Genomic DNA, 21,153 nt, shown 5'->3' on the forward strand with positions numbered 1-21,153 from the left:
CACCGGTTTCAGGTGGTCGTTACCTGCGCGGAGGGTGCATCCGGGTGGCCGACGACAGCTGCCGAGCGGTGAGCCACAGCATGACGACCCCGGCGATCACCATGCCGATGCAAGTGATCGCGAAAATCGGCATGGCGTTCATCACCGCGAGTGACATCGCGACCATGCCGCCGCCGAACGCACCGAATCCGACCAGCGCCATCAGCGTGATTCCGACCTCGGCCTGCCCCCGCAGCAGCAGGTACCCTGCGATGAAGCCCATCGACGCGAGCAGCCAGAACGTCGTCCCGAGCGTGTGCAGTTCCCCGGCCGACTCCCGCCGCATCCTGCTGGTCAGCGGATCCGGCGAGACGGGCAGCTGCCCGGCCGCATGGAACTGCCACAGCCCTGCCACCACCGCCAGAACTGCGAGGAAGACGACGAAGCAGCCGACAGCGATCTCCAGGCTGCGGTTCGGCGCCCCGGTGGTCAGCGGCCCCCCAACTTGCGGACCCGTGTATCCACCGGGCGGCGCGGGCGGGTATCCCGGGTGATGCCCGGGCTGATACTGATGCGGCGGCGCGCCATGCGGTCCTGGATGACCGGACGGATGACTCATCGAACTCCTCGGATAGTTGCTCGCGCAGAGACCAGTGAGCGGGCGGCGGGTGCGCATATCCGCGCCCGGTCGTTTCCGGGCTACGCGGGAGCGGCTGCGACGACCGAGACCGGCTGCCCTACATGTACGGCGGGTACTGCGCGCGTGGTCCGGCCGGTGCCGATACGGGCACGGCCGGGTAGCGGCGTCCGGCGGATGACTACTTCCAACGGCACGGTGACTACGCCGAGCGCCACCACGGTCTTGCGCGGCGGCCTCGAGGCGATTCACCAGGTCCACTGGACATGCGCACTCCGGGCCTCGGGCGGCGGGCCGGACCAGATCAGCGGGCCCGCTTACCGGTACGGGTACTGCCCGTACATCGGGGCTGCGGCGACGGCTGGGGTGCGGGGGGCGCGGATCCAGCGGCCGGTGGCGCTGAGGGAGGCCAGGATGAGGACGGCTACCACCAGGGCCAGGTCGAGGAACATCTGGCCGACCATCGAGCCGATGATGCTGATCGCCCAGGCAATGTTGATCAGGGCGAGCACGCTGGCGATGATGACGGTGACGCGGCCGAACTTGGTGCGGCACACCAGCAGGAGACCGCCGAGCAGCATCAAGAAGGCGATGAGGCCGGTCAGCCACAACATGATGTCGGCGGTGTTCTGCGATAGATCGAAATCGATGTCGACGTCGCTGCGGGAGCTGCTGCCGCCACCGCCGCGTCGGCGGGCACCGCTCACCACCGGGGCGCCCAGTTGGTTGGTCAGCTGCACCGCCCGGATGACGCCCCAGACGTAGAGCGCACCGCAGATCATGGCGAGAATGCCCGCGGTGATTCCCGTTCCGCCGCTTGCCTGTTGCTGCGGCGGCTGCGGCGGGTAGCCGTAACCCGGCGGCTGCCCATACGCGGGCGGCGCGCCATAACCGGGCGGCGGCCCGTAACCGTGCGGCGGCGCTGGGTAACCGGGCCGACCCTGACCCGGGTGACCATAGGGATAACTCATGGGACTTCCCCCCTCTCGATGTCGCCGGAACTCTACCGTGCGGTCCCGACAGCGAGCGAGCCGAAGACGCCCGCACGCGGGAGGTTCCCCGTGCGGGCGTCGTCGAAACAGCGGGGCGTCGGGCCTGATCCGGCCGCCCCTATCTAGCGGAGGTTGCGGTCGGCGTAGATCCGCATGGCGTCACGGACGAACTCGGCCGTGCCCTCGCCGTGCCGGTCGTAGTTCTGGCCGAAACGCGGGTCGGCGACGTACATCTCGCCGAGTCCGGCGAAATGATCGGCGCCGGGGCGCTTGCCCTGGTAGCCGCCGGACACCCACTCGTAGTGGCGCTGGGTGATGGCCTGCACCTCATCGCTTCCGGCATCCAGACCGGCCGACTTGGCCCGGCCGAAATCGGCGGCGATATCGAGCTGGGTCTGCAGGAAGCCCTGCTTGTCGGCCTCGCTCAGCGAGCGCCACCACCGGTCACCGCTCTCGTAGGCCTGCTTGCCCCACCGCTCGATGACCTCGTCCTTGTACTGGGTGTGGTCGAACCCGTCGAAAACTTCTGCTGCCACGAGCTTTTCACCTCTTTCTAGTTTGCGCAGCGTGGAGTTCACCGACTCGATCCGACGCCGGATCCGATCCTGTTCCTGCCGAAGCAGTTCCAGATGCGTGTGCAGTGCAGCGGTGGTGTCCTGTTCGCCCGCGAGCACGTCGGCGATGACCGGTAGGCCGAGGCCGAGATCTCGCAGCAGCAGGATGCGTTGCAACCGCACGAGGGAGTCCTGGTCGTAGTAGCGGTACCCGTTGGTCCCGATCCGGCTCGGCGGCAACAGCCCCAGCTCGCCGTAATGGCGCAGCGTGCGGCTGGTGGTACCGGCTGCCTTGGCCAGATCCTGGATGGACCATTCACCGGTCCGGGTGCCCGCGACCATGACCTGAGCTCCTTCCCTGTCGAGGCGGTGCAATCAGCATGCAAGTTGACGTTACGTCAAGGTCAAGCCGAATTGCGGGCGCCTTTCAGGGCAGGCCGAAGCGTCGAGCACTGCCGGGACTCGCCGACCCGATGGGCACCGCCCGGCCGCGGGGGAACCGAACGGCAGCACATCGTGCGCTCACGGGTCCATCGAGCACGGACCCGCGCTCGACGCTCAGGACAGGCGTCCCCGGCACGCGACAACCCGGGCGCCCGCCCCGCACAAGCGAGAACCGTCAGGCGGCACCTGGAGCTCGGGGTGTGCCGAACACATCGGCTTCGGTCGGCAGCTCCGACCACACCGCCGCCCCGGGCGGTTGGATCTCCGGTGTTGCCGCGGCCGGGGTTCGTTGCACTTCGGGCGCGGATTCGCCGGACGGCGGCGAAGCACCCGCCGGATCACCAGGAGCGGCAGGAGTTCCGGGAGTCGGCCCGCCCGGCGTTCCCGGAGCCGCCGGGTCACCTGGCGCTGCGCCCGGCGCCGACCCGGCCGGAGCCCCCGGTGCGGCGGGCGATCCGGGCGCGGCGGGCGATCCGGGCGCGGCGGGGGTTCCGGGCGCGCCCTGTCCTTCTACGGCCGCTCCGGGCTCGGTCGCCGAACCGCCGGGAACAGCACTGCCGTCCGGCGAGCCCGCCGCCTCGGGCTCGGCGCTGCCCGGCGCCGAGTCGGCCAGGTCGGGAACCAGCTCGAGCAAGGTCGTGAAGTCCACGACCTGCGCGCCGAGCGTGGGCGTGTAGATGATGACGCCATTGCTGTAGAGCCGGTATAGCCCGGCGTTCTCCGGCAGGATCATCTCCGGCCCGATGGGCTCGCCCACCGAACTCTGCGCACCCCCGATCCGGGCGTATTCGGCCTCGATCGGGGATTCGGTATCGGAGGTCCTGGTGCGCGGCGCCGGACCGGCCGGCGGTGCGCCGACGCTCAATTCGGCGGGCGTCGGGCCGACTTCGAAGGTCTCGATATCGGCGGGCTGCCCGCCGTCGGGCGCGGCGGAGTACTCCGAACGCAAGACGTGCCCGTCGCGCAGCAGCACCATGCCCGCGGTCGAGGCGACGGCGTCGGCGGTGCGCGGATCTTCTTTGGCGGTACCGGGATAGACCTGGCAGTCGGTGGTGTCGCAGGTCTGCGCGTACGGGTAGCGGGTCTCGGCCAGGGCGTAGGAACGGGCCGCGATGGCCTGGGCGCGCAGGGCTTCGACAGCGCCCTTGTCGGCCCAGTTGGCCTGCACCTCGGCCGGGATGACGCCGAGCAGATAGTCCTCCACATCGACCCGGTTGACCGTGCGCGCCGCGCCGTCCTCGCTGGCCACGCCCAGCGAACCGCGGTACGCGCCGCCCCCGCACAGGGTCAGGTGTTCGGCGGCGGGACGGCCGGGAGAGGGGTCGACGGGGTAGATCCAGGGGTCCGCGGTCGAGGTCTGCCACAGCACTTCGCCGTCGCAACCGGTGGTGACCACGACGTTCGCGCCGCCGTCCGGTAGTGCGGTGAGGTGGGCGACCTCGCCGGGGCCGATGATCCGGCCGGCCACCCGCGCGCCGGCCTCGGCGTAGGCGTCCAGGGTCGAATCGTCCTGTGCCATCAGCCGGACCGCGAGGGTGGTCGGGCCGACGGCGCCGAGGGTGGCGCCCGGGTAGTAGTGCCCGAGAATGCGTTCGGCCGTCCAGCCGTCCTGGGCGCTCTGCAGCGCACCGTGCTGGCTCATGCCACGGCCGTGGCCCGGCCCGGCAAGCGGTCTATACACATCGTCGCCGGTCCACAGCACCAATGGACCGGCGACGACCAGGGCTGTCGCGCCGACGACCAGCAACGAGCTCCGCCTGCCCCGGCGCCTGCGCATCGACTGCGGTAAATGCGGCGCTGCCAGCGCGTTCTTGGCGCGTAGCGCGAAATCCGCGCGAGCGCTGTCGTGTCGTTGCGGCATCCGTTCACTCCCCTTGGTTTCCAAGGACCGGACAGGGTTGGAGCGCCTGTCGGCATGTCGTTTAGACCGGCCACGATCCGAGAGCTACATTCGAGCACACATAATCCTCAACAAGAGGTTTAGAGATGTGAAATTTGTGACTAGTGTGATCCTTGGGACATCTCGACGCAAGCACTGATGCACTCGGATCACTGGTTCGACCCGATGGGAGAAGCTCGTGCCCTACCGCAAACCGAAACGTTCCTACGTGCTCCCGGTTGTCACCACACTTGCGGTAGCGGCCCCGCTGGCCGCCCTCGTGCCCAGTGATTCCGACTACCGCACCGCCAACGAATCCCAGCTCGCCGCCGTCCCCGCGCAGCTGGCCGAAGTGGTATTGAATTCCGCGCCCGATATCGTGCTGCCGCTGCGCGAATTGACCGGTTTGAACCTGCCCGACCTGCGGCTTTCCGATCTGCGCAAGATTCCGCTGCCTGCCTCGGTTCCGGTGCCGCCCGGCCTTCCGCTACCGCCCGGCATCCAATTACCCAGCGAAATTCCCTTACCCCAATTCGACGCGGGACAACCTTCGGCGCCGCAGATCCAGACCGTCCCGGGACGCATGCCGACCGGCGCGCAATTCATCGCCGATCCCGCACTCGGCGCGGACCCGAACACCCCCGCCCTCGCCCCTGGCGCGGTGCCGCCGGAACTGATGACGGAGGTCGGCGCGCAAGTCAAAGAACTTTCCCGCGACACGCCGTTCAGCGTCGTCGCCCTCACCGCCGAGGACCTGCTGAACACCAAGGCGATGATCCGGGCCAAACAGCCCGACGGCACCTGGGGCCCCTGGTACGAGACCGAGCCGATCGACACCGGCGCCGCCGACAATGCCGCGCCGACCGGCACCGAAGGTACCGAGCCCATCTACGTCGGCAACACCACCGCCGTGCAGGTCCTGGTGACGCGCAAACCCGCACCGGCCGCCGCACCGCAGGATCACGGCGCCCCGATCCAGCCGACGCCTGCCGCCGCGCCCGTCGACCAGCCGCAGCCCGAACTCAAAGCGGTGCTGATCGATCCGGGTCGCGGCGCCATCGACGGCGCGCTCAACGACGTCGCCGCCGCGCTGCCCGGCGGCGGGCCGACGGTGATCACCCGGAACCAGTGGGGCGCCGACGAATCCATCCGCTGCGATTCCCCCACCTACGACGACGGCCTCGGCGGCGTCACGGTGCACCACACCGCGGGCCGCAACGACTACAGCAAGGCCGAATCGGCGGGCATCGTCCGCGCGATCTACACCTATCACGCCCAGACCCTCGGCTGGTGCGACATCGGCTACCACGCCCTGGTCGACAAGTACGGCCAGATCTTCGAGGGCCGTTTCGGCGGGCTCGACAAGCCGGTGCAGGGCGCGCACGCGGGCGGCTTCAACGAGAACACCTCCGGTGTCGCGATGATGGGCAACTACGAGTCCGAGACCCCGTCCACCCCCATGCTGAACGCGGTCGGGCGGTTCGTCGGCTGGCGCACCAAGATCGCCGGGCTCGACCCGAAGGGCTACACCACCATGTACTCCGAGGGCACCGAGTTCACCCCGTACGCGCAGGGTGAGGAGGTGCGGCTGCCGATCGTGTTCGCCCACCGCGACGTCGGCAACACCAGCTGCCCGGGCGACGCCGCCTACGAACAGATGGACCGCATCCGCGATATCGCCGCGGGCGCGCCCGGCGCGTCGGGCAGCACGCCGCCGTCACGGCAGGTGCAGTCGGATGTGGCCGCACTGGCCAACCTGACGGCCAAGCTGCTGACGATGGTCAACGACAACATCATCGCCAAGTACTGGGCGTCGAAGGGCGGACCGGACGGCCCGCTCGGCCAGGCCGCCTCCGAGCCGCTGCCCGCCGCGCAGGGCCAGCAGTATGCCAAGTTCGTCAACGGATACGTGTATTCGACGCCGGACGGGCAGGCCATCGAGGTCGTCGGCAAGATCCTCGACCGCTTCCTCGAACTCGGCGCCGACGCGGGCGTGCTCGGCCTGCCGCTGGACAACGCCTACCCCGTCCCCGACGGCCTGCGCGAGGACTTCCAGTACGGTTCGCTGATCCTGAACCAGGTCACCGGCATCGTCACCACGGTGTGGAAGACCTACAACGACACGTATCAGGAGGAAATGAACCGCCCGGATCAGGTGTCGGCCCCGGCTCCCGGGTCGCCCGCTCCGGGCGACGGGCAGGTTCCCGCAGCGCCGCAAGCACCGGCGCCGGCCCCGGCTGACGGGCAGGCACCGGCGGCCCCGCAAGCACCGGCAGAGGGTCCGGCCCCGGCTCCCGCGGATGCGCAGATACCGGCTCCCGCTGCGGCGGACGCGCAAGCACCGGTCCCCGCAACCGCGCCCGAGGCAGCGCCTGGACCCGAAGCCCCGGCTCCGGAAGCAGCTCCGGCCCCGCCCGGTCCCGCTCCGGAAACGCCGGTCCCAGCCCCGTAGCCGACTCACGCAGCATTGGCGGGACCGGCGCTGGACGATGATTGACCAGCACACACACCGAACCCCGGCGCCGCCTCCGCCCGACTGTTCCGAGCAGTACAGGGCGAGGCGGAACCGGGGTTCGTTGCGTCAACCGGTCGCCGGAGCCCAGGCGTTCACATCGCCCCACTGGCGCGGGCTGTCCTGGTGTCGTGGGCTCCCGGACTCGTCACCGGTCAGCCGACGGCAGGGTTCGCGAACACGGCCGCGAGACCGGCCCGGCGCAGCGACCGCGATGAGCGACACCACCGGCGTGATCTCCTCCGCCGCGCCGACGGCGACGCCCACCCTTCGGGTCATCCGTGGCGGAGCAATGTTCGTCGCGCCTCACCGGCAATCCGGCGCACACCCTCGTCGTCGGCGTGCTGCACCGGACGCTCTGCCCCGCGGCCGAGCGTGCGAACGACGCTCACACCCACCACCGCTCCAGTACCCGCGCCACCCCGTCCTCGGCATTGGTGGTGGTCACCTCGTTCGCCGCGGCGAGGGCGTCGGGGTGGGCGTTGGCCATGGCGACGCCGCGGCCGGCGAGGGTGAGCATCGGGATGTCGTTGGGCATATCGCCGAAGGCGATGGCGGCGGCCGGGTCCACGCCGAGGCGTTCGGCGATCGTGACCAGGCCGGAGGCCTTGGTGACGCCCGGCGCGGACAGCTCGATCAGGCCGTGGTCGGTGGAGTAGGTGATATCGGCGCGATCGCCGACCAGCGGGGCGAGCGCGGCGAGCATGTCGCCGCTGCGGGCGCCGGGCAGCCGGATCAGCATCTTGATCGCCGGTGAATCGATCACCTCGTGCCGGGCGACGGCGGTGTCGTCCGGATTGAGCCAGGCGTGTTCGTATTCGGGTGAGCTGACGAATTGCGGCGTGACCGCGTCGTGGGCGCTGGCACCCACCCGCTCGGCCGCGAGACCGCAGCCGGGTAGGGCGTCTTCGGCCAGGTCGGCGATCCAGGCCAGGGTCTCGATGTCCAGGGTCCAGCTGGTGAGCACCCGATCGGCGGCGCTGTCGTAGATCACCGCGCCGTTTCCGCAGACGCACAGCGGCGCGAAGCCGAGCCCGTCCACCACCGGGCGGATCCAGCGCGGCGGACGACCGGTCGCCAGCACGAACGGCACACCGTCGGCGACCACGGCGCCGACCGCGGCTTTGGTGCGCGCGGTCACCCGCTCCTCGGGGTCGATGAGGGTGCCGTCCACATCGGAGGCGACGAGTTCCGGCTTCGGCAGCTGCACACGGGTCACCCATTCCATTGTGCTGTCTTTCCGCGCGCGCCGCCGCGCCGCCCACCCGGCACGCCGACGAGTTGCCGGGGCCCGGGAATTCGAGTTTGCCGAGAGATGAACACGCTGGTTGCCCGTCGAGCGCGCGCGGTGGCCGGTGGCTCCCTATGATCGGGGGCTACACCTGGACTCGAGGGGACCGATGACCGGCTTTTTGCTACGACGTGCGCTCAACTATGTCGTGCTGTTGCTGCTGGCCTCATTCCTGACGTTCAGCCTCGCGTCACTGACCTTTCGCCCGCTCGACAGCCTGGAACAGCGCAATCCGCGGCCGCCGCAATCGGTGATCGATGCCAAGGCCGAGGAACTGCACCTGGACGAGCCGATCCCGCAGCGCTATCTCACCTGGATCAAGGGCATCCCGCAAGGAGATTTCGGCACCACCCTCGCCGGGCAGCCGGTGAGCGAGGAATTGCCGCGCCGCGTGGGGGTCTCGCTGCGGCTGCTGATCATCGGTTCGATCGTCGGCACCGTGCTCGGCGTGCTGATCGGCGCCGCCGGCGCGATCCGGCAATACAAATTCAGCGACTACTTCACCACGATCGTGTCGCTGCTGATCCTGTCCACTCCGGTCTTCCTGCTCGCGACACTGTTGAAATACGGTGCGCTGGAGATCAACTCGATGACCGGGCAGCAGATCTTCCTCTATACCGGCGAAACCTCGGCGAGCACGATCGAAGGGTTCGGTGCGCAGCTGGTGGACCGGCTCCAGCATCTGGTGCTGCCGACGCTGACGCTGGCCCTCGGCGGTATGGCCGGCTACAGCCGCTACCAGCGCAACGCCATGCTCGACGTGCTGCAAAGCGATTTCATCCGCACCGCCCGCGCCAAGGGCCTGACCCGCAGCAAGGCCCTCTACAAACACGGCCTGCGCACCGCGCTGATCCCGATGGCGACGCTGTTCGCCTACAGCCTCGGCGGCCTCATCACCGGCGCCACCTTCACCGAGAAGATCTTCGGCTGGCACGGCGTGGGTGAATGGCTGGTCGATTCGATCAATGCCCAGGACCTGTACGTCGTGGTCACGGTGACGGCGTTCGCGGGTCTGGTGGTGCTGGTGTCGGGGTTGTTGTCCGACATCGTGTACGCGATTCTCGATCCCAGGGTGCGTGTGAGTTGACCGAAGCCGAGATCATCGTCCAGGGCGCCCCCGAGGTCGCCGCTTCCGGACGACGCAAGCTGGTATGGCGCCGTTTCCTGCGCAACAAGCCCGCGGTGGCCGGCGCGATCATCCTGGTGCTGCTGTTCATCGTCAGCTTCGCGCTTCCGCCGTTCCTGCCCTACGACTACCAGCAGCTCGATTACACCGCGCTGCTGAAACCGCCGAGCCCGGACCATCCGTTCGGCACCACCCAGATCGGTCAGGACGTGCTCGCGCAGACTCTGCGCGGACTCCAGAAATCGCTGATCATCGGGTTCTGTGTGGCCATCATCTCCACCACCATCGCCGCGCTGGCCGGTACCGTCGCGGGGCTGCTCGGCGGCTGGACCGACCGGGCCATCATGTGGTTCGTCGACCTGCTGCTGGTGGTGCCGAGCTTCATCATCATCGCCCTGTTCGCCCCGCGCACCAAGGGCAGCGGCTCGATTCTGCTGCTGATCCTGCTGCTGGCGCTGTTCGGCTGGATGATCTCCGCGCGGATCGTGCGCGGGCTGACGTTGAGCCTGCGCGAACGCGAATTCGTCCGGGCCGCACGCTATATGGGCGCACCCACCCGGACGGTGATCCTCAGCCATATCGTGCCGAACATCGCCTCGATCCTGATCATCGACACCACGCTCACCGTCGGCGCCTCGATCATGGCCGAGACCGGGCTCAGCTTCCTCGGCTTCGGTGTGCAGCCGCCGGATGTCTCGCTCGGCTCGCTGATCGCCTCGGGTACCAAGTCGGCGCTGACCTACCCGTGGCTGTTCCTGTTCGCCGGTGGGCTGCTGATCATCACGGTGTTGTGCGCGAATCTGGTGGGTGACGGGCTGCGCGACGCATTCGATCCGAGCGCCAAGCGGGCCCGGTCGCGGAAGGCGAAGGCGAAGGCATGAGCGAGTCAGGCCACGGAGGAGGCAGCCTGCGTAACCACGCAGTGGCCCTCGATCATGCCGAAGAGGACGCAGCATGAGTAGCGATACCACGACCGTCGAGCAGACTCCGCCGGAGAAGTCCGCCACCGCACCGCTGCTCGAAGTGACCGACCTGCGGGTCTCCTTCCCCAGTGAAGAGGGCCGCGTCGAGGCCGTGCGCGGGGTCGACTACACCGTCAACGACCGCGAGGTGCTCGCGATCGTCGGCGAATCCGGTTCGGGAAAGTCGGTGTCGTCGCTGGCGGTGATGGGCCTGCTGCCCGAGCAGGCCAGGATCAACGGTTCGATCCGGCTGCGCGGGCGTGAACTGCTCGGACTCGGCGACAAACAACTGTCCAAGCTGCGCGGCAGTTCCATCAGCATGGTCTTCCAGGATCCGCTCTCGGCGTTGACGCCGGTGTACCGGGTGGGCGATCAGATCGCCGAGGCGCTGCTCGCGCACGGCGCCATGACCAAGGCCGACGCCGCGAAACGGGCCGTCGAACTGCTCGATCTGGTGGGCATTCCCGATCCGGAAGTGCGCGCGAAGGCGTTCCCGCACGAATTCTCCGGCGGTATGCGCCAGCGGGTGGTGATCGCGATGGCGATCGCCAACGATCCGGCGCTGATCATCTGCGACGAACCGACCACCGCGCTCGACGTCACCGTGCAGAAGCAGATCCTGAATCTGCTGCGCAAGGCCCGCGATATCACCGGCGCCGGCGTCATCATGATCACCCACGACATGGGGATCGCCGCCACCCTCGCCGACCGCGTCGCGGTCATGTACGCGGGCAAGATCGTCGAAACCGCCGCTACCACAGAGCTTTTCACCACCCCGCGAATGCCGTACACGGTGGGCCTGCTCGGCTCCATCCCCCGCATGGACGGTCCCGCGCGGGCCCCGCTGATCCCCATCGTCGGCGCCCCGCCCGCCATGCACGCGCTCCCGCCAGGCTGCTCGTTCGCCCCGCGCTGCCCGATCGCCATCGACGACTGCCGCGCCGCCGAACCACCGCTGGAACCCACCGGCCCAGGACATTCCGCGGCCTGTATCCGCACCTCGGAAGTGAGTTCGGCGGAGCTGTTCGAGGCCTATCGCAGCGAGATCACCGAACCGGAGCAGGTCGCCGACACCGAACCCGACGTGGTGCTGCGGGTGACCGACCTGGTGAAAACCTTCCCGATCACCTCGGGTGTGGTGTTCCGCCGGCGCAAGGGCGAAGTTCGCGCCGTCGACGGCATCAGCTTCGAGGTCCGCAAGGGCCGCACCCTGGCGCTGGTCGGCGAATCCGGTTCCGGCAAATCCACCACCCTCACCCAGATCCTGGATCTGGTGCGTCCCGAAGCCGGCCGCATCGAAATCCTCGGCAACGACGTCGCGACCCTGACCAAGGCCCGCAAACGCGAGATCCGCCGCAAGATGCAGATCGTCTTCCAGGACCCCACCGCCTCCCTCGACCCGCGCCTGCCCATCCACGACGCCGTCGCCGAACCGCTGCGCATCGACGGCCGCCCGCGCGCCGAAATCGCCCGCCGGGTACCGCAACTGCTCGAACAGGTCGGCCTGCGCCCCGAACACGCCGACCGCTACCCCGCCGACTTCTCCGGCGGCCAGAAACAACGCATCAGCATCGCCCGCGCCCTCGCCCTGGACCCGGAACTGCTCGTCCTCGACGAACCCGTCTCCTCCCTCGACGTCTCCATCCAGGCCGGCGTCCTCAACCTGCTCCGCGACCTGCAAGCCGAACACGGCCTGTCCTACCTGTTCGTCTCCCACGACCTGTCGGTGGTGCGCAACCTGGCCCACGACATCGCGGTCATGTATCGAGGCAAGATCGTCGAATCCGGACCGGCGGAACAGATCTTCGGCAACCCTGAACACGAGTACACCCGGTCACTGATCGACGCGGTGCCCGAACCCGTCGTGAACCGATAGGAGGTTTGCCGTGCGGATCCACTCGCTCGGTATACGTGTGGCCATCGCGGCCGTCGCGACCGGTCTGGTCCTGTCCGGATGTTCGAGTTCGGATGATCCGGCGCCCGGTGCCGACGTCGCCGCGCTCGGCACCTCCAACGACATCAACCCGCGCGACGTCTCCGAGCTGCGAGAGGGTGGAAATCTGCGGCTGGCGTTGAGTTCGTTTCCCGAGCAGTGGAACGCGCTGCATATCGACTCCGACGGCGAAGTCAGCGCGGTCGAACGTCCGATGATGCCCCGCGCGTTCCACACCAGCGCTTCGGGTGAGCTGTCGGTCAATACCGACTACTTCACCAGTGTCGAACTCACCGACACCGATCCGCAGCGGGTCGTCTACACCATCAACCCCGAGGCCGTCTGGTCCGACGGGACGCCGATCACCTGGGAGGATATTCGCTCTCAGGCCGCGGCACTGAGCGGGGCGAACCCCGAATACCTGATCAAGATGACCTTCGGTTTCGACCGGGTCGAGAAGGTGGAGCGCGGTGTCGACGATCGCCAGGCGATCATCACCTTCAAGGAGCATTACGCCGATTGGCAGGGCCAGTTCGCGGGTGAGGCGTTCCTGTTGCCCGCCTCGGTGACCAGCACGCCCGAAGCGTTCAACAAGAGTCAGCTCGAGGGTCTCGGTCTTTCCGCGGGCCCGTTCATCATCCAGTCCGTGGACAAGGCGCAGGGCCGTGTCGTGCTCGGCCGTAATCCGAAATGGTGGGGCGACACCCCCAAACTCGACACCATCACCTTTACCGTGCTGGCGAGTGAGGCGGTGATCCCGGCCTTGCAGAACAACGAGATCGACGCGGTCGGTATCGCCGGTATCGACGATATGCGTACCGCACAGAGCACTCCCGGCGTGGAAATCCGGCGTGCGCCGGGCAACAGCTGGTCGCATCTGACCTTCAATGGCGCGCCGGGCTCGATTCTGGAAGACCCGCGGGTGCGGGTCGCGATATCGAAGGCTATCGACCGCAAGGGTATTGCCGTCGCCATGCAGAACGGTCTCGTGGCGAATCCCGAACCACTCAACAACCACGTCTACGTCCAAGGGCAGACGGGCTATCAGGACAACAGCCTGCCGTTCGATCCGGAAGCCGCGGCACGAGAACTGGACGCTTTGGGTTGGAAGCTCAACGGTGAGTTCCGGGAAAAGGACGGCCGGCGGCTCACCATCCGCGATGTCATGTACAACGCACAGAGCTGGGTGCAGATCGCACAGATAATCCAGCAGAACCTCGCGCAGATCGGTGTCGAGCTGATCATCGACACGCGGCCCGGGCAAGGCCTGTTCACCGATGTGTTCCAGCAAGGCGATTTCGACGCCGGGCAATGGGTGTGGTCCAGCGACGTCTTCGCGCTGAAGAATCTGCCGCAGGTCTACCGCTACGACCCCAACGATATGCAGGGCAATTACGGGCGCATCGGTTCGCCGGAAATCAACGACCTCATCGACAAGGCGCTGGCCGAACTCGATCCGAAGAAGGCGATCGATATCGCCAACGAGATCGATCGCAAGCTGTTCGAGATCGGTTTCTCCCTTCCGCTGGTGCAGTCGGCGGGTAACGTCGCGGTCCGCGCGGACCTCGCCAACTACGGGGCTCCCGGGCTCGCGTCCTATGACTACACGAAGATCGGGTTCTTGAAATGAGGGCACGTTCATTCGGAGCACGCACGATCGAGCAGGAAGGTCAGATCATGAGGAATCGGTCGCTGCGCAGACGAGTCGCGGTTCCACTGCTCGCGTTCAGCCTCATCGCGGCGGGATGCGCATCCGATGACAGCGATGCCCCCGAGGGCGCCGTCGCAGAGGTCGGCACGACCAACGACATCAATCCCCACGATGTGAGCGACCTACGCCCCGGCGGCAACCTGCGGTTGTCGGTCAGCGCCTATCCGGCGAACTGGAACGCGCTGTCCAATGACGGCAATGAGAACGACATCGCCGCCATCGAACGCCCGATGATGCCGCGGGCCTACAAGATCGACGCCGCCGGTGAGGTGTCGATCAATACCGATTACTTCACCGACATCCAGCTGACCAAAACCGACCCGCAGACGGTCGTCTACACCATCAATCCCAAGGCGGTCTGGTCCGACGGCACCCCCATCACCTGGGAAGACATCGGCTCGCAAGCCAATGCTCTGAGTGGCAGGGACAAGTCGTTCCTGATCGCGAGCACCAACGGGTTCGACCGAGTGGAGAAGGTCGAACGCGGCGTCGACGACCGCCAAGCGATCATCACCTTCAACAGGCACTACGCCGATTGGCGCGGCCAGTTCGCCGGCAATTCGTTCTTGTTCCCGAAATCGGTCACCGCGACGCCCGAGGCGTTCAACAACAGCCTCGTCGACGAGATCAAGGTGACCGCCGGCCCGTTCATGGTGCAGTCCACCGATCGCGGTCAGGGCCGGATCGTTCTGGGGCACAACCCGAAATGGTGGGGCGACAAGCCGGTCCTCGACAACATCACCTTCTCGGTACTCGACAGCTCGGCGCTCGTGCCCGCACTGGCGAACAATGAACTCGACGCGGTCGGCTTGGCTACCCGCGATGATATGGAGACCGCACGGAATACGCCCGGTGTCGTGATTCGACGCGCGCCCGGCAACAGCTGGTCCCATATGACCTTCAACGGCGCGGCGGGTTCGATCCTCGAAGATCCGAAACTGCGGGTGGCGATCGCCAAGGGCATAGACCGCCAGGGCATCGTGACAGCCGTACAGAACGGACTGGTGGAGGACCCGAAGCCGCTCAACAACCACATCTACTTGCAGGGCCAGAAGGGCTACCAGGACAACAGTCTGCCGTTCGATCCCGAGGCGGCGGCACGTGAGCTCGATGAACTCGGGTGGAAGCTCAATGGTGATGTCCGGGAAAAGGACGGGCGCAAGCTCGAAATCCGGAACATCATGTACAACGACGACACCTGGGTGCAGATCGCACAGATCATGCAGCAGAACCTCGCCCAGATCGGCGTGAAGTTGAATATCGAGACCAAACCGGGTCGCGGCTACTTCACCGATGTCATCCAGCCCGGCGATTTCGACGTCGCGTTCTGGGTATGGGTCGGCGATCCGTTCCCCTTCGGCAGCCTCAACCAGATCTACGCGTACAACCCGGACGATCTGCAAGGCAATTACGGCCGCATCGGCTCGCCCGAACTGAACGCATTGATCGAGCAGACCATCTCCGAGCTGGATCCGAACAAGGCAATCGAGCTGGCCAACCAGGTCGACCAGCAGATCTGGCAGGAAGGGCACTCGATTCCGCTGTTCCAGTCGGCAGGCAATGTCGGCGTGCGGGCAGATCTCGCCAATTTCGGAGCTGCCGGTCTTGCGTCCCTCGACTACACGAAAATTGGCTTCCTGAAGTGATTCCCGGATCAGGCCGGACCGAACACCCCCTGGCCTATCCGCTCACCGTCACGTTCGGCGCCCTCGCGGTCATCACCGCGTGGGCGCCGTTCGCCGATGTGGACCAGCTCAGCGCGCTCGCGGCGGTGGCGGTGGGGATCGTGGGGTATTCGGGGGTGCGGGTTGCGCGTGCGCTGGGGTGGCTCGGGAGCGGGGTGGGGGCGCAGGAGCGGTTGGCGGTGAAGCGGGTGCGACAGCAGCATCGGCTGGTGAGCCGGTCGTGGCTGGAGTTCACCCAGGGGCGCAGGACTCGGTGGCTGCCGGTGTATTTCGATCCATCGCTGATCACGTTGACCGAGTCGACCGCTGAGCTGGGTGAGCGGTCGATCCGGGTGGGCGAGGTCCGGCTGTACCCGTCCGGGCGGGTACGCGACACCGAACCACCGGGCCGCCTGATCGACAACCCGTCCCGCCCCGACCCGGACGCCGCCATCCAGGCCCGAGCCGCGGCATCCCCCCTGCGCCGCCTGCTCCTGGACGCCCAATCCGTAGTCGCGGCCCCCTTCGCCGGCCTGTTCTGGATCTACATCGACGGCGGCGGCATCCCCGCCTTCGCGGCCGCAACGTGCGTCGCTGCCGTCACCGCGACCTGGATGTCGGCCATCCGGGGCTCCGACCCGAGCTGACGTCGAGCGAAGTTCGCGTGGCCAGGCGGTGCCGGCCGGGCCAGGCCGAATTGGTCTGACCACTTGACCTCCTGACCTGTTGGGCGCAGAGTGGGAGTATGGCGTTGCAACCGGTGGTGAAGCGGTCGGTGTCGGCGGATGTGTTCGAGCAGATCGCCGATGATGTGCTGAGTGGGGAGTTGGCGCCGGGGACGGCGTTGCCGAGTGAGCGGCAGTTGGCCGAGCGGCTTGGGGTGTCGCGGCCCGCGGTGCGGGAAGCGTTGCAGCGGTTGTCCGCGGCGGGGCTGGTGGCGGTGCGGCAGGGGGATGCGACGACGGTGCTGGATTATCGGCGGGGGGCCGGGTTGGAGGTGTTGCCTCGGCTGCTGGTGCGGGCGGGTGCGCTGGATCCGGCGGTGGCGCGCAGCATTCTGGAGGCGCGGCTGCACAACGGGCCGAAGGTGGCGGAGCTCGCGGCTGCCAGGGTCGCCGCTACCCGTAGCGAGGTGAACGTGTGGACAGCGGCCGCTGACCCGGCCTCCTCGCCGCGTTCGATGCCTGATGCCGGCCCGGCGGCCGCGCCCGAATCGCCCTCTGCACAACCCGCGACTTCGGCGGCCGCGCCGGATTCCGCGGTGACCGCCAAGGCTGCGGATCGGCCCGATCTCGCGTGGCCGGCCGCGACCACGAAGCTGCCGAATGCGGGGCTGGACGGTGAGTCGGCGCAGACGCCTACCGGACTTGCGAAAACCCTGTCGCACCTGGTGGATTCGATCGCCGCCGCCGAAACGGATCCGATCGCGCAGCAGCGGATCGCGTTGGAGTTCTGGGATCACATCGTCGACGCGGCCGATTCGATCGTGTTCCGGCTGATGAACAACATGCTGCGGGCCGCGTATGAGCCTGCGCTCGCGGCACTCGCCCCCGTCATGTCCGCCGAGGTGGGCAATGTGGCGGGGTATCGGGAACTGGCCGACGCCGTGGTGGCGGGCAGGCCGCAGGAGGCCGCCGAACGGGCGCGAGCGCTGCTCGAGCCGGCGACCACCGCTCTGATCAGCGTCCTCGACGGACCATGAGTACTACTCCGGGAATCATCATGACCACAGCTCAACCCTCAGAATCGGCATCGATCGACGCCACCGCGCGCGCGAAGGTCCGCCGCGACGAGCGAGCGCTGCGCCGCGGGCTCACCCTCGGGGCGGCGGCCCGCGAGTTCGTCCGGCACCCCTCGCCCTGGTTGATCGGCATCACTTTGCTCGCGGCGCTGACCGGGCGAATCATCGTCGGCGACTGGCAGCCGACCGACGCACTGGTGCCCGCGCTCATGCTCGCGGTGTTCCCGATCTTCGAATGGGTCGTGCACGTCACCGTACTGCATTGGCGCCCACGCAAACTCGGCCCGATCCCGATCGACAGCGAGCTGGCCCGCAAACACCGTGAGCATCATGTGGATCCGCGCGACATCCCGCTGATCTTCATCCCGACGAAAACGCTGACCGTGCTGGTCGTGGCGCTTGTCGCCCTTGCGGTGCTGGCATTCCCGCGCCTGGGTCTCGGCCTGACGTTCCTGCTCACCATCACCGCACTCGGCCTCACCTACGAGTGGGTCCATTACCTCATCCACACCGACTACAAGCCGAAACATTCGCCCTACCGGGCTATTTGGCGCAACCACCGCCACCACCACTACAAGAACGAGCACTACTGGTTCACCGTCACCAGTTCAGGCACCGCCGACCGGCTGTTCGGCACCGCGCCCGATCCGGCGAACACCCCGACCTCGCCGACCGCTCGCCGCCTGCACGCGACGTGATCGCCGCGGTCTCCGCGTCGAGACCCGGTGCGATCCGGGCCGGCAACTGATCGCGGAGCCGACGGCACGGCGGCCGAACGCGATTCCGCGTCCTAGCCCGGCCCCGCGCGTGCCCGGCCCGACCCAGGGCGGTCACCGAGCTGAGGGTATGCCAGCGCAATCCCACGGCCCGCCGGTTCGAGCCGCCGGCCCGGATCACACGCACCCTCCCTCGAATACCTCATGCGCCGACACCCTTCTGGTGTCGGCGCATTTTTTGCGTCCCGATCTTGACGGATAGATACCTTAGGGGGGTATGGTACTGCGCAGCCGATACGGCTTCCGGAAGGAAGGGACTTCTCATGACTACGCAGACCAGATCCACCACGAAACGGTGGTGGGCGCTGGCGGTGATCGCCGCGGCGCAGTTCATGGTCATCATGGACACCTCGATCATCGGGATCGCGCTGCCGAAGATGCAGGCCGAGCTCGGGTTCTCCCAGGAGAATCTGACCTGGGTGTTCAACGCCTACGTGATCGCGTTCGGCGGTTTGCTGCTGCTGGGCGGCAGGCTCTCGGATCTGCTCGGCGCACGCCGGGTATTCGCCGCGGGCTGGGTGGTGCTGCTGGCCGGATCGGTGGTCGCGGGCGCCGCCGGCAATGTGGCGACCGAGCTGGCGGGCCGGGCCATTCAGGGCGGCGGCGCGGCGCTCATCGCACCCTCGGCCCTGACGCTGCTGATGATGCTGTTCGGATCGTCACCGCAGGAGCTCACCAAGGCGCTGGCCGTCTACGGCGCGGCGGCACCGGCCGGTGGCACGGCAGGCGTGTTCCTCGGCGGTGTGATCACCGAATACATCAGCTGGCCTTGGGTTTTCTACATCAACGTCCCGATCGCGGTCCTCGCGCTGATCGCCGTCCCGCTGCTCATGCCCGCCGCGCCCGCGCGTTCGGGTTCGGTGGATGTGCTCGGCGCGGTCACCGTCACGGCGGGCCTGGCCGCAGCGGTCTATGCGATCGTGCAGGCGCCGGAGGTCGGCTGGGCCTCGGGGCAGACCTGGGGCGTTCTCGCGGTAGCTGCCGCGCTGCTGGCGGGCTTCGTCTACCTCCAGTCGCGCAGCAATGAGCCACTGATGCGTCTCGGCATCTTCCGCGCACCGAACCTGGCCGCCGCGAATATCGCGCAGTTGCTGCTGGGAGCGGCGTGGGTGCCGATGTGGTTCTTCCTGAACCTCTACCTACAGCAGGTACTCGGCTACAGCGCCTTCCCGTCGGGCGCGGCGCTGCTGCCGATGACGACGCTGATCATGCTCGGAATGATCGTGATCGCACCACGCGCGATGCAACGCTTCGGCGCCAAGCCGATGATCGTGTCCGGCCTGCTGATTCTCGGCGTCGGCCTGGCGATCATGTCGCTGGTGCGGCCGACCGGCAATTTCTGGGTCGATGTGCTGCCGGCGTCGCTGGTGGCCGCGGGCGGCATGTCGCTGGCGTTCATACCCTCGTTGGGTACCGCCATCTCGGCTGCGCGTCCCGAAGAGGGCGGGCTGACCTCGGGCATCGTCAACGTCAGCTACCAGGTGGGCTCGGCCATCGGCCTGGCCGCGATGACCGCCGTCGCCGCCGCGTTCGGCGCCGATCAGCTCGGTGACCTGACGGAACTGACCAATGGCTTCTCCGCGGCCTTCCTCGGCGCCGCCGTCATCGCCCTGGCCGGCGCAGGAATTGCCGCTGTCACGATGCGCTCGCCCGCAGCGGAGGGAGCCGCTGTGCGGGATTGACAAGTTACCCTAGGGGGGTATGGTAGTTATCAAGTTCGACGGACAGTCCGTCACCGAGAAGGAGAGCAACTCGATGAGCACCACCACCGCGACCGTCACCGGTATGACCTGCGGCTGCTGCGTCAACAAGGTCCGCGACAAGGTCGGCGCCCTGCCCGGCGTCACCGATGTCGCCGTCGACCTGGACAGCGGCACGGTCACCGTCGACGGCGCACCCGTCGAACGGCAGGCGCTGGCGCAGGCCGTCGCCGCGGCCGGTTTCCAACTGGCCGACTGAATCCATCCACAGCAATCCACAGCACCAACTCAGCAGAAAGACGGAGCCTCCCGATGAACACAACCACCAAGTTCGCCGGATTCGCCCTCGGCCTCGCGGCGGTCTTCGGGATCGCTCTCGGTGTCGGCGCCGCGATCGGTCCGGAACCTTCCGAACCGGCCGGGCACGACACCCACGCGGCCGGATCCGCCACCACCGGCGGATCCGGATCCGCGGAGCTGCCAGGCGGGTTGGTCGCGACCGAAGCCGGCTACACGCTGGCCCTGGACAACGCGACGACCACCACATCCGCCGACGCCCAGCTGCGGTTCCGCATCCTGGACCACACCGGCGCACCCGTCACCCACTACGTCCGCTCGCACGACAAGGACCTGCACCTGATCGTGGTCCGCCGCGATATGGCCGCGTTCCAGCACGTACACCCGGTCCTCGACGCGAACGGCACCTGGAGTGTCGCGCTGAACCTCTCCCGGGCCGGCGACTACCGCGTCTACGCCGATTTCACCCCGGAAGGCGGCGAGGCCTTGACCCTCGGCGCCGATCTGCGGGTCGCGGGCCAATACGACGCGCAACCGCTGCCCGCCCCGGCGACCAGCACCACCGTCGGCGACTACACCGTCACGCTGGACGGCGTGATCACACCCGGCCAAGCCTCCAAGGTGACCCTGTCGGTGAGCCGCAACGGACAGCCCGTCACCGACCTCCAGCCCTACCTGGGTGCCTACGGTCACCTGGTCGCCCTGCGCGCCTCCGACCTCGCCTACCTGCACGTCCACCCCGAGGGCGAGCCCGGCGACGGCGTCACCGCGGCCGGCCCCGGCATCACCTTCTATGTGACGGCCCCGACCACCGGCGACTACCGGCTGTTCCTGGACTTCCAGCACGAGGGCGTCGTCCGGACCGCCGAGTTCACCGCGACCGCGGGCCCGGCTTCGACAACCCCCGCACCCGCAGCGGGCCACGGTGCCGAACAGCCCGGTCACGGCCACTGAT

The 21,153-nt window shown here is 67.9% G+C and carries 17 protein-coding genes; 12 read left to right on the forward strand and 5 right to left on the reverse strand.

The genetic code is table 11. The features are described from left to right. Positions 1-19: 19 nt before the first annotated feature. From FEK34_RS11690 to FEK34_RS11705, 4 genes are all read right to left on the reverse strand, one after another. Positions 20-598 (reverse strand): hypothetical protein, encoded by a 579-nt coding sequence (locus tag FEK34_RS11690; RefSeq protein WP_138447857.1) that lies wholly within the window; start codon positions 596-598, stop codon positions 20-22. A 335-nt stretch (positions 599-933) separates the two neighbouring features. Next, on the reverse strand, positions 934-1,587 hold the full coding sequence (locus FEK34_RS11695) for a hypothetical protein (RefSeq protein ID WP_138447858.1): 654 nt from the start codon (positions 1,585-1,587) through the stop codon (positions 934-936). A gap of 143 nt (positions 1,588-1,730) precedes the next feature. Then, positions 1,731-2,504 carry a MerR family transcriptional regulator gene (locus FEK34_RS11700; RefSeq protein ID WP_138447859.1) on the reverse strand — a complete coding sequence of 258 codons (774 nt, stop codon included), beginning with the start codon at positions 2,502-2,504 and terminating at the stop codon, positions 1,731-1,733. 277 nt (positions 2,505-2,781) lie between these two features. After that, on the reverse strand, positions 2,782-4,467 hold the full coding sequence (locus FEK34_RS11705; protein WP_249359009.1) for a SpoIID/LytB domain-containing protein: 1,686 nt from the start codon (positions 4,465-4,467) through the stop codon (positions 2,782-2,784). A gap of 217 nt (positions 4,468-4,684) precedes the next feature. Here FEK34_RS11705 and FEK34_RS11710 point away from each other — a divergent pair, with 217 nt between their 5' ends. Continuing rightward, positions 4,685-6,937, forward strand: coding sequence for an N-acetylmuramoyl-L-alanine amidase (locus FEK34_RS11710; protein WP_138447860.1), 2,253 nt, complete (start codon positions 4,685-4,687; stop codon positions 6,935-6,937). A gap of 448 nt (positions 6,938-7,385) precedes the next feature. On the opposite strand, the gene FEK34_RS11715 is transcribed toward FEK34_RS11710, so the two are convergent. After that, complete coding sequence (locus FEK34_RS11715; protein WP_138447861.1) at positions 7,386-8,225, reverse strand: HAD family hydrolase; 840 nt, start codon at positions 8,223-8,225, stop codon at positions 7,386-7,388. 172 nt (positions 8,226-8,397) lie between these two features. Between FEK34_RS11715 and FEK34_RS11720 the strand changes: the two genes are divergently transcribed. From FEK34_RS11720 to FEK34_RS11775, 11 genes are all read left to right on the forward strand, one after another. Continuing rightward, positions 8,398-9,375, forward strand: coding sequence for an ABC transporter permease (locus tag FEK34_RS11720; RefSeq protein ID WP_138447862.1), 978 nt, complete (start codon positions 8,398-8,400; stop codon positions 9,373-9,375). Continuing rightward, positions 9,372-10,295: an ABC transporter permease gene (locus FEK34_RS11725; RefSeq protein WP_138447863.1), complete on the forward strand. Its 924-nt coding sequence runs from the start codon at positions 9,372-9,374 to the stop codon at positions 10,293-10,295. Before FEK34_RS11720 ends, FEK34_RS11725 begins: the two co-directional genes overlap by 4 nt. Positions 10,296-10,368: 73 nt before the next feature. Continuing rightward, a complete protein-coding gene (locus FEK34_RS11730) occupies positions 10,369-12,252 on the forward strand; it encodes an ABC transporter ATP-binding protein (protein WP_138447864.1) in 1,884 nt (627 codons plus the stop codon). Between the two features lie 10 nt (positions 12,253-12,262). Then, positions 12,263-13,939 carry an ABC transporter family substrate-binding protein gene (locus FEK34_RS11735; RefSeq protein WP_138447865.1) on the forward strand — a complete coding sequence of 559 codons (1,677 nt, stop codon included), beginning with the start codon at positions 12,263-12,265 and terminating at the stop codon, positions 13,937-13,939. A 47-nt stretch (positions 13,940-13,986) separates the two neighbouring features. Further along, positions 13,987-15,666: an ABC transporter family substrate-binding protein gene (locus FEK34_RS11740; RefSeq protein WP_138447866.1), complete on the forward strand. Its 1,680-nt coding sequence runs from the start codon at positions 13,987-13,989 to the stop codon at positions 15,664-15,666. Then, positions 15,663-16,331: a hypothetical protein gene (locus FEK34_RS11745; protein ID WP_249359012.1), complete on the forward strand. Its 669-nt coding sequence runs from the start codon at positions 15,663-15,665 to the stop codon at positions 16,329-16,331. Before FEK34_RS11740 ends, FEK34_RS11745 begins: the two co-directional genes overlap by 4 nt. 98 nt (positions 16,332-16,429) lie before the next feature. Next, positions 16,430-17,386 carry a FadR/GntR family transcriptional regulator gene (locus tag FEK34_RS30745; protein WP_249359014.1) on the forward strand — a complete coding sequence of 319 codons (957 nt, stop codon included), beginning with the start codon at positions 16,430-16,432 and terminating at the stop codon, positions 17,384-17,386. A gap of 20 nt (positions 17,387-17,406) precedes the next feature. Next, positions 17,407-18,123, forward strand: a complete 717-nt coding sequence (locus FEK34_RS11760; RefSeq protein WP_138447867.1) for a sterol desaturase family protein — start codon at positions 17,407-17,409, stop codon at positions 18,121-18,123. A gap of 341 nt (positions 18,124-18,464) precedes the next feature. Beyond that, a complete protein-coding gene (locus FEK34_RS11765; RefSeq protein WP_138447868.1) occupies positions 18,465-19,883 on the forward strand; it encodes an MFS transporter in 1,419 nt (472 codons plus the stop codon). A 73-nt stretch (positions 19,884-19,956) separates the two neighbouring features. After that, positions 19,957-20,160 carry a heavy-metal-associated domain-containing protein gene (locus tag FEK34_RS11770; RefSeq protein WP_138448132.1) on the forward strand — a complete coding sequence of 68 codons (204 nt, stop codon included), beginning with the start codon at positions 19,957-19,959 and terminating at the stop codon, positions 20,158-20,160. Positions 20,161-20,213: 53 nt separating this feature from the next. Then, on the forward strand, positions 20,214-21,152 hold the full coding sequence (locus tag FEK34_RS11775) for a hypothetical protein (protein WP_138447869.1): 939 nt from the start codon (positions 20,214-20,216) through the stop codon (positions 21,150-21,152). The last annotated feature ends 1 nt before the right edge of the window (position 21,153 follow it).

The organism is Nocardia cyriacigeorgica (assembly GCF_005863245.1).
Taxonomy (GTDB): domain Bacteria; phylum Actinomycetota; class Actinomycetes; order Mycobacteriales; family Mycobacteriaceae; genus Nocardia; species Nocardia cyriacigeorgica_C.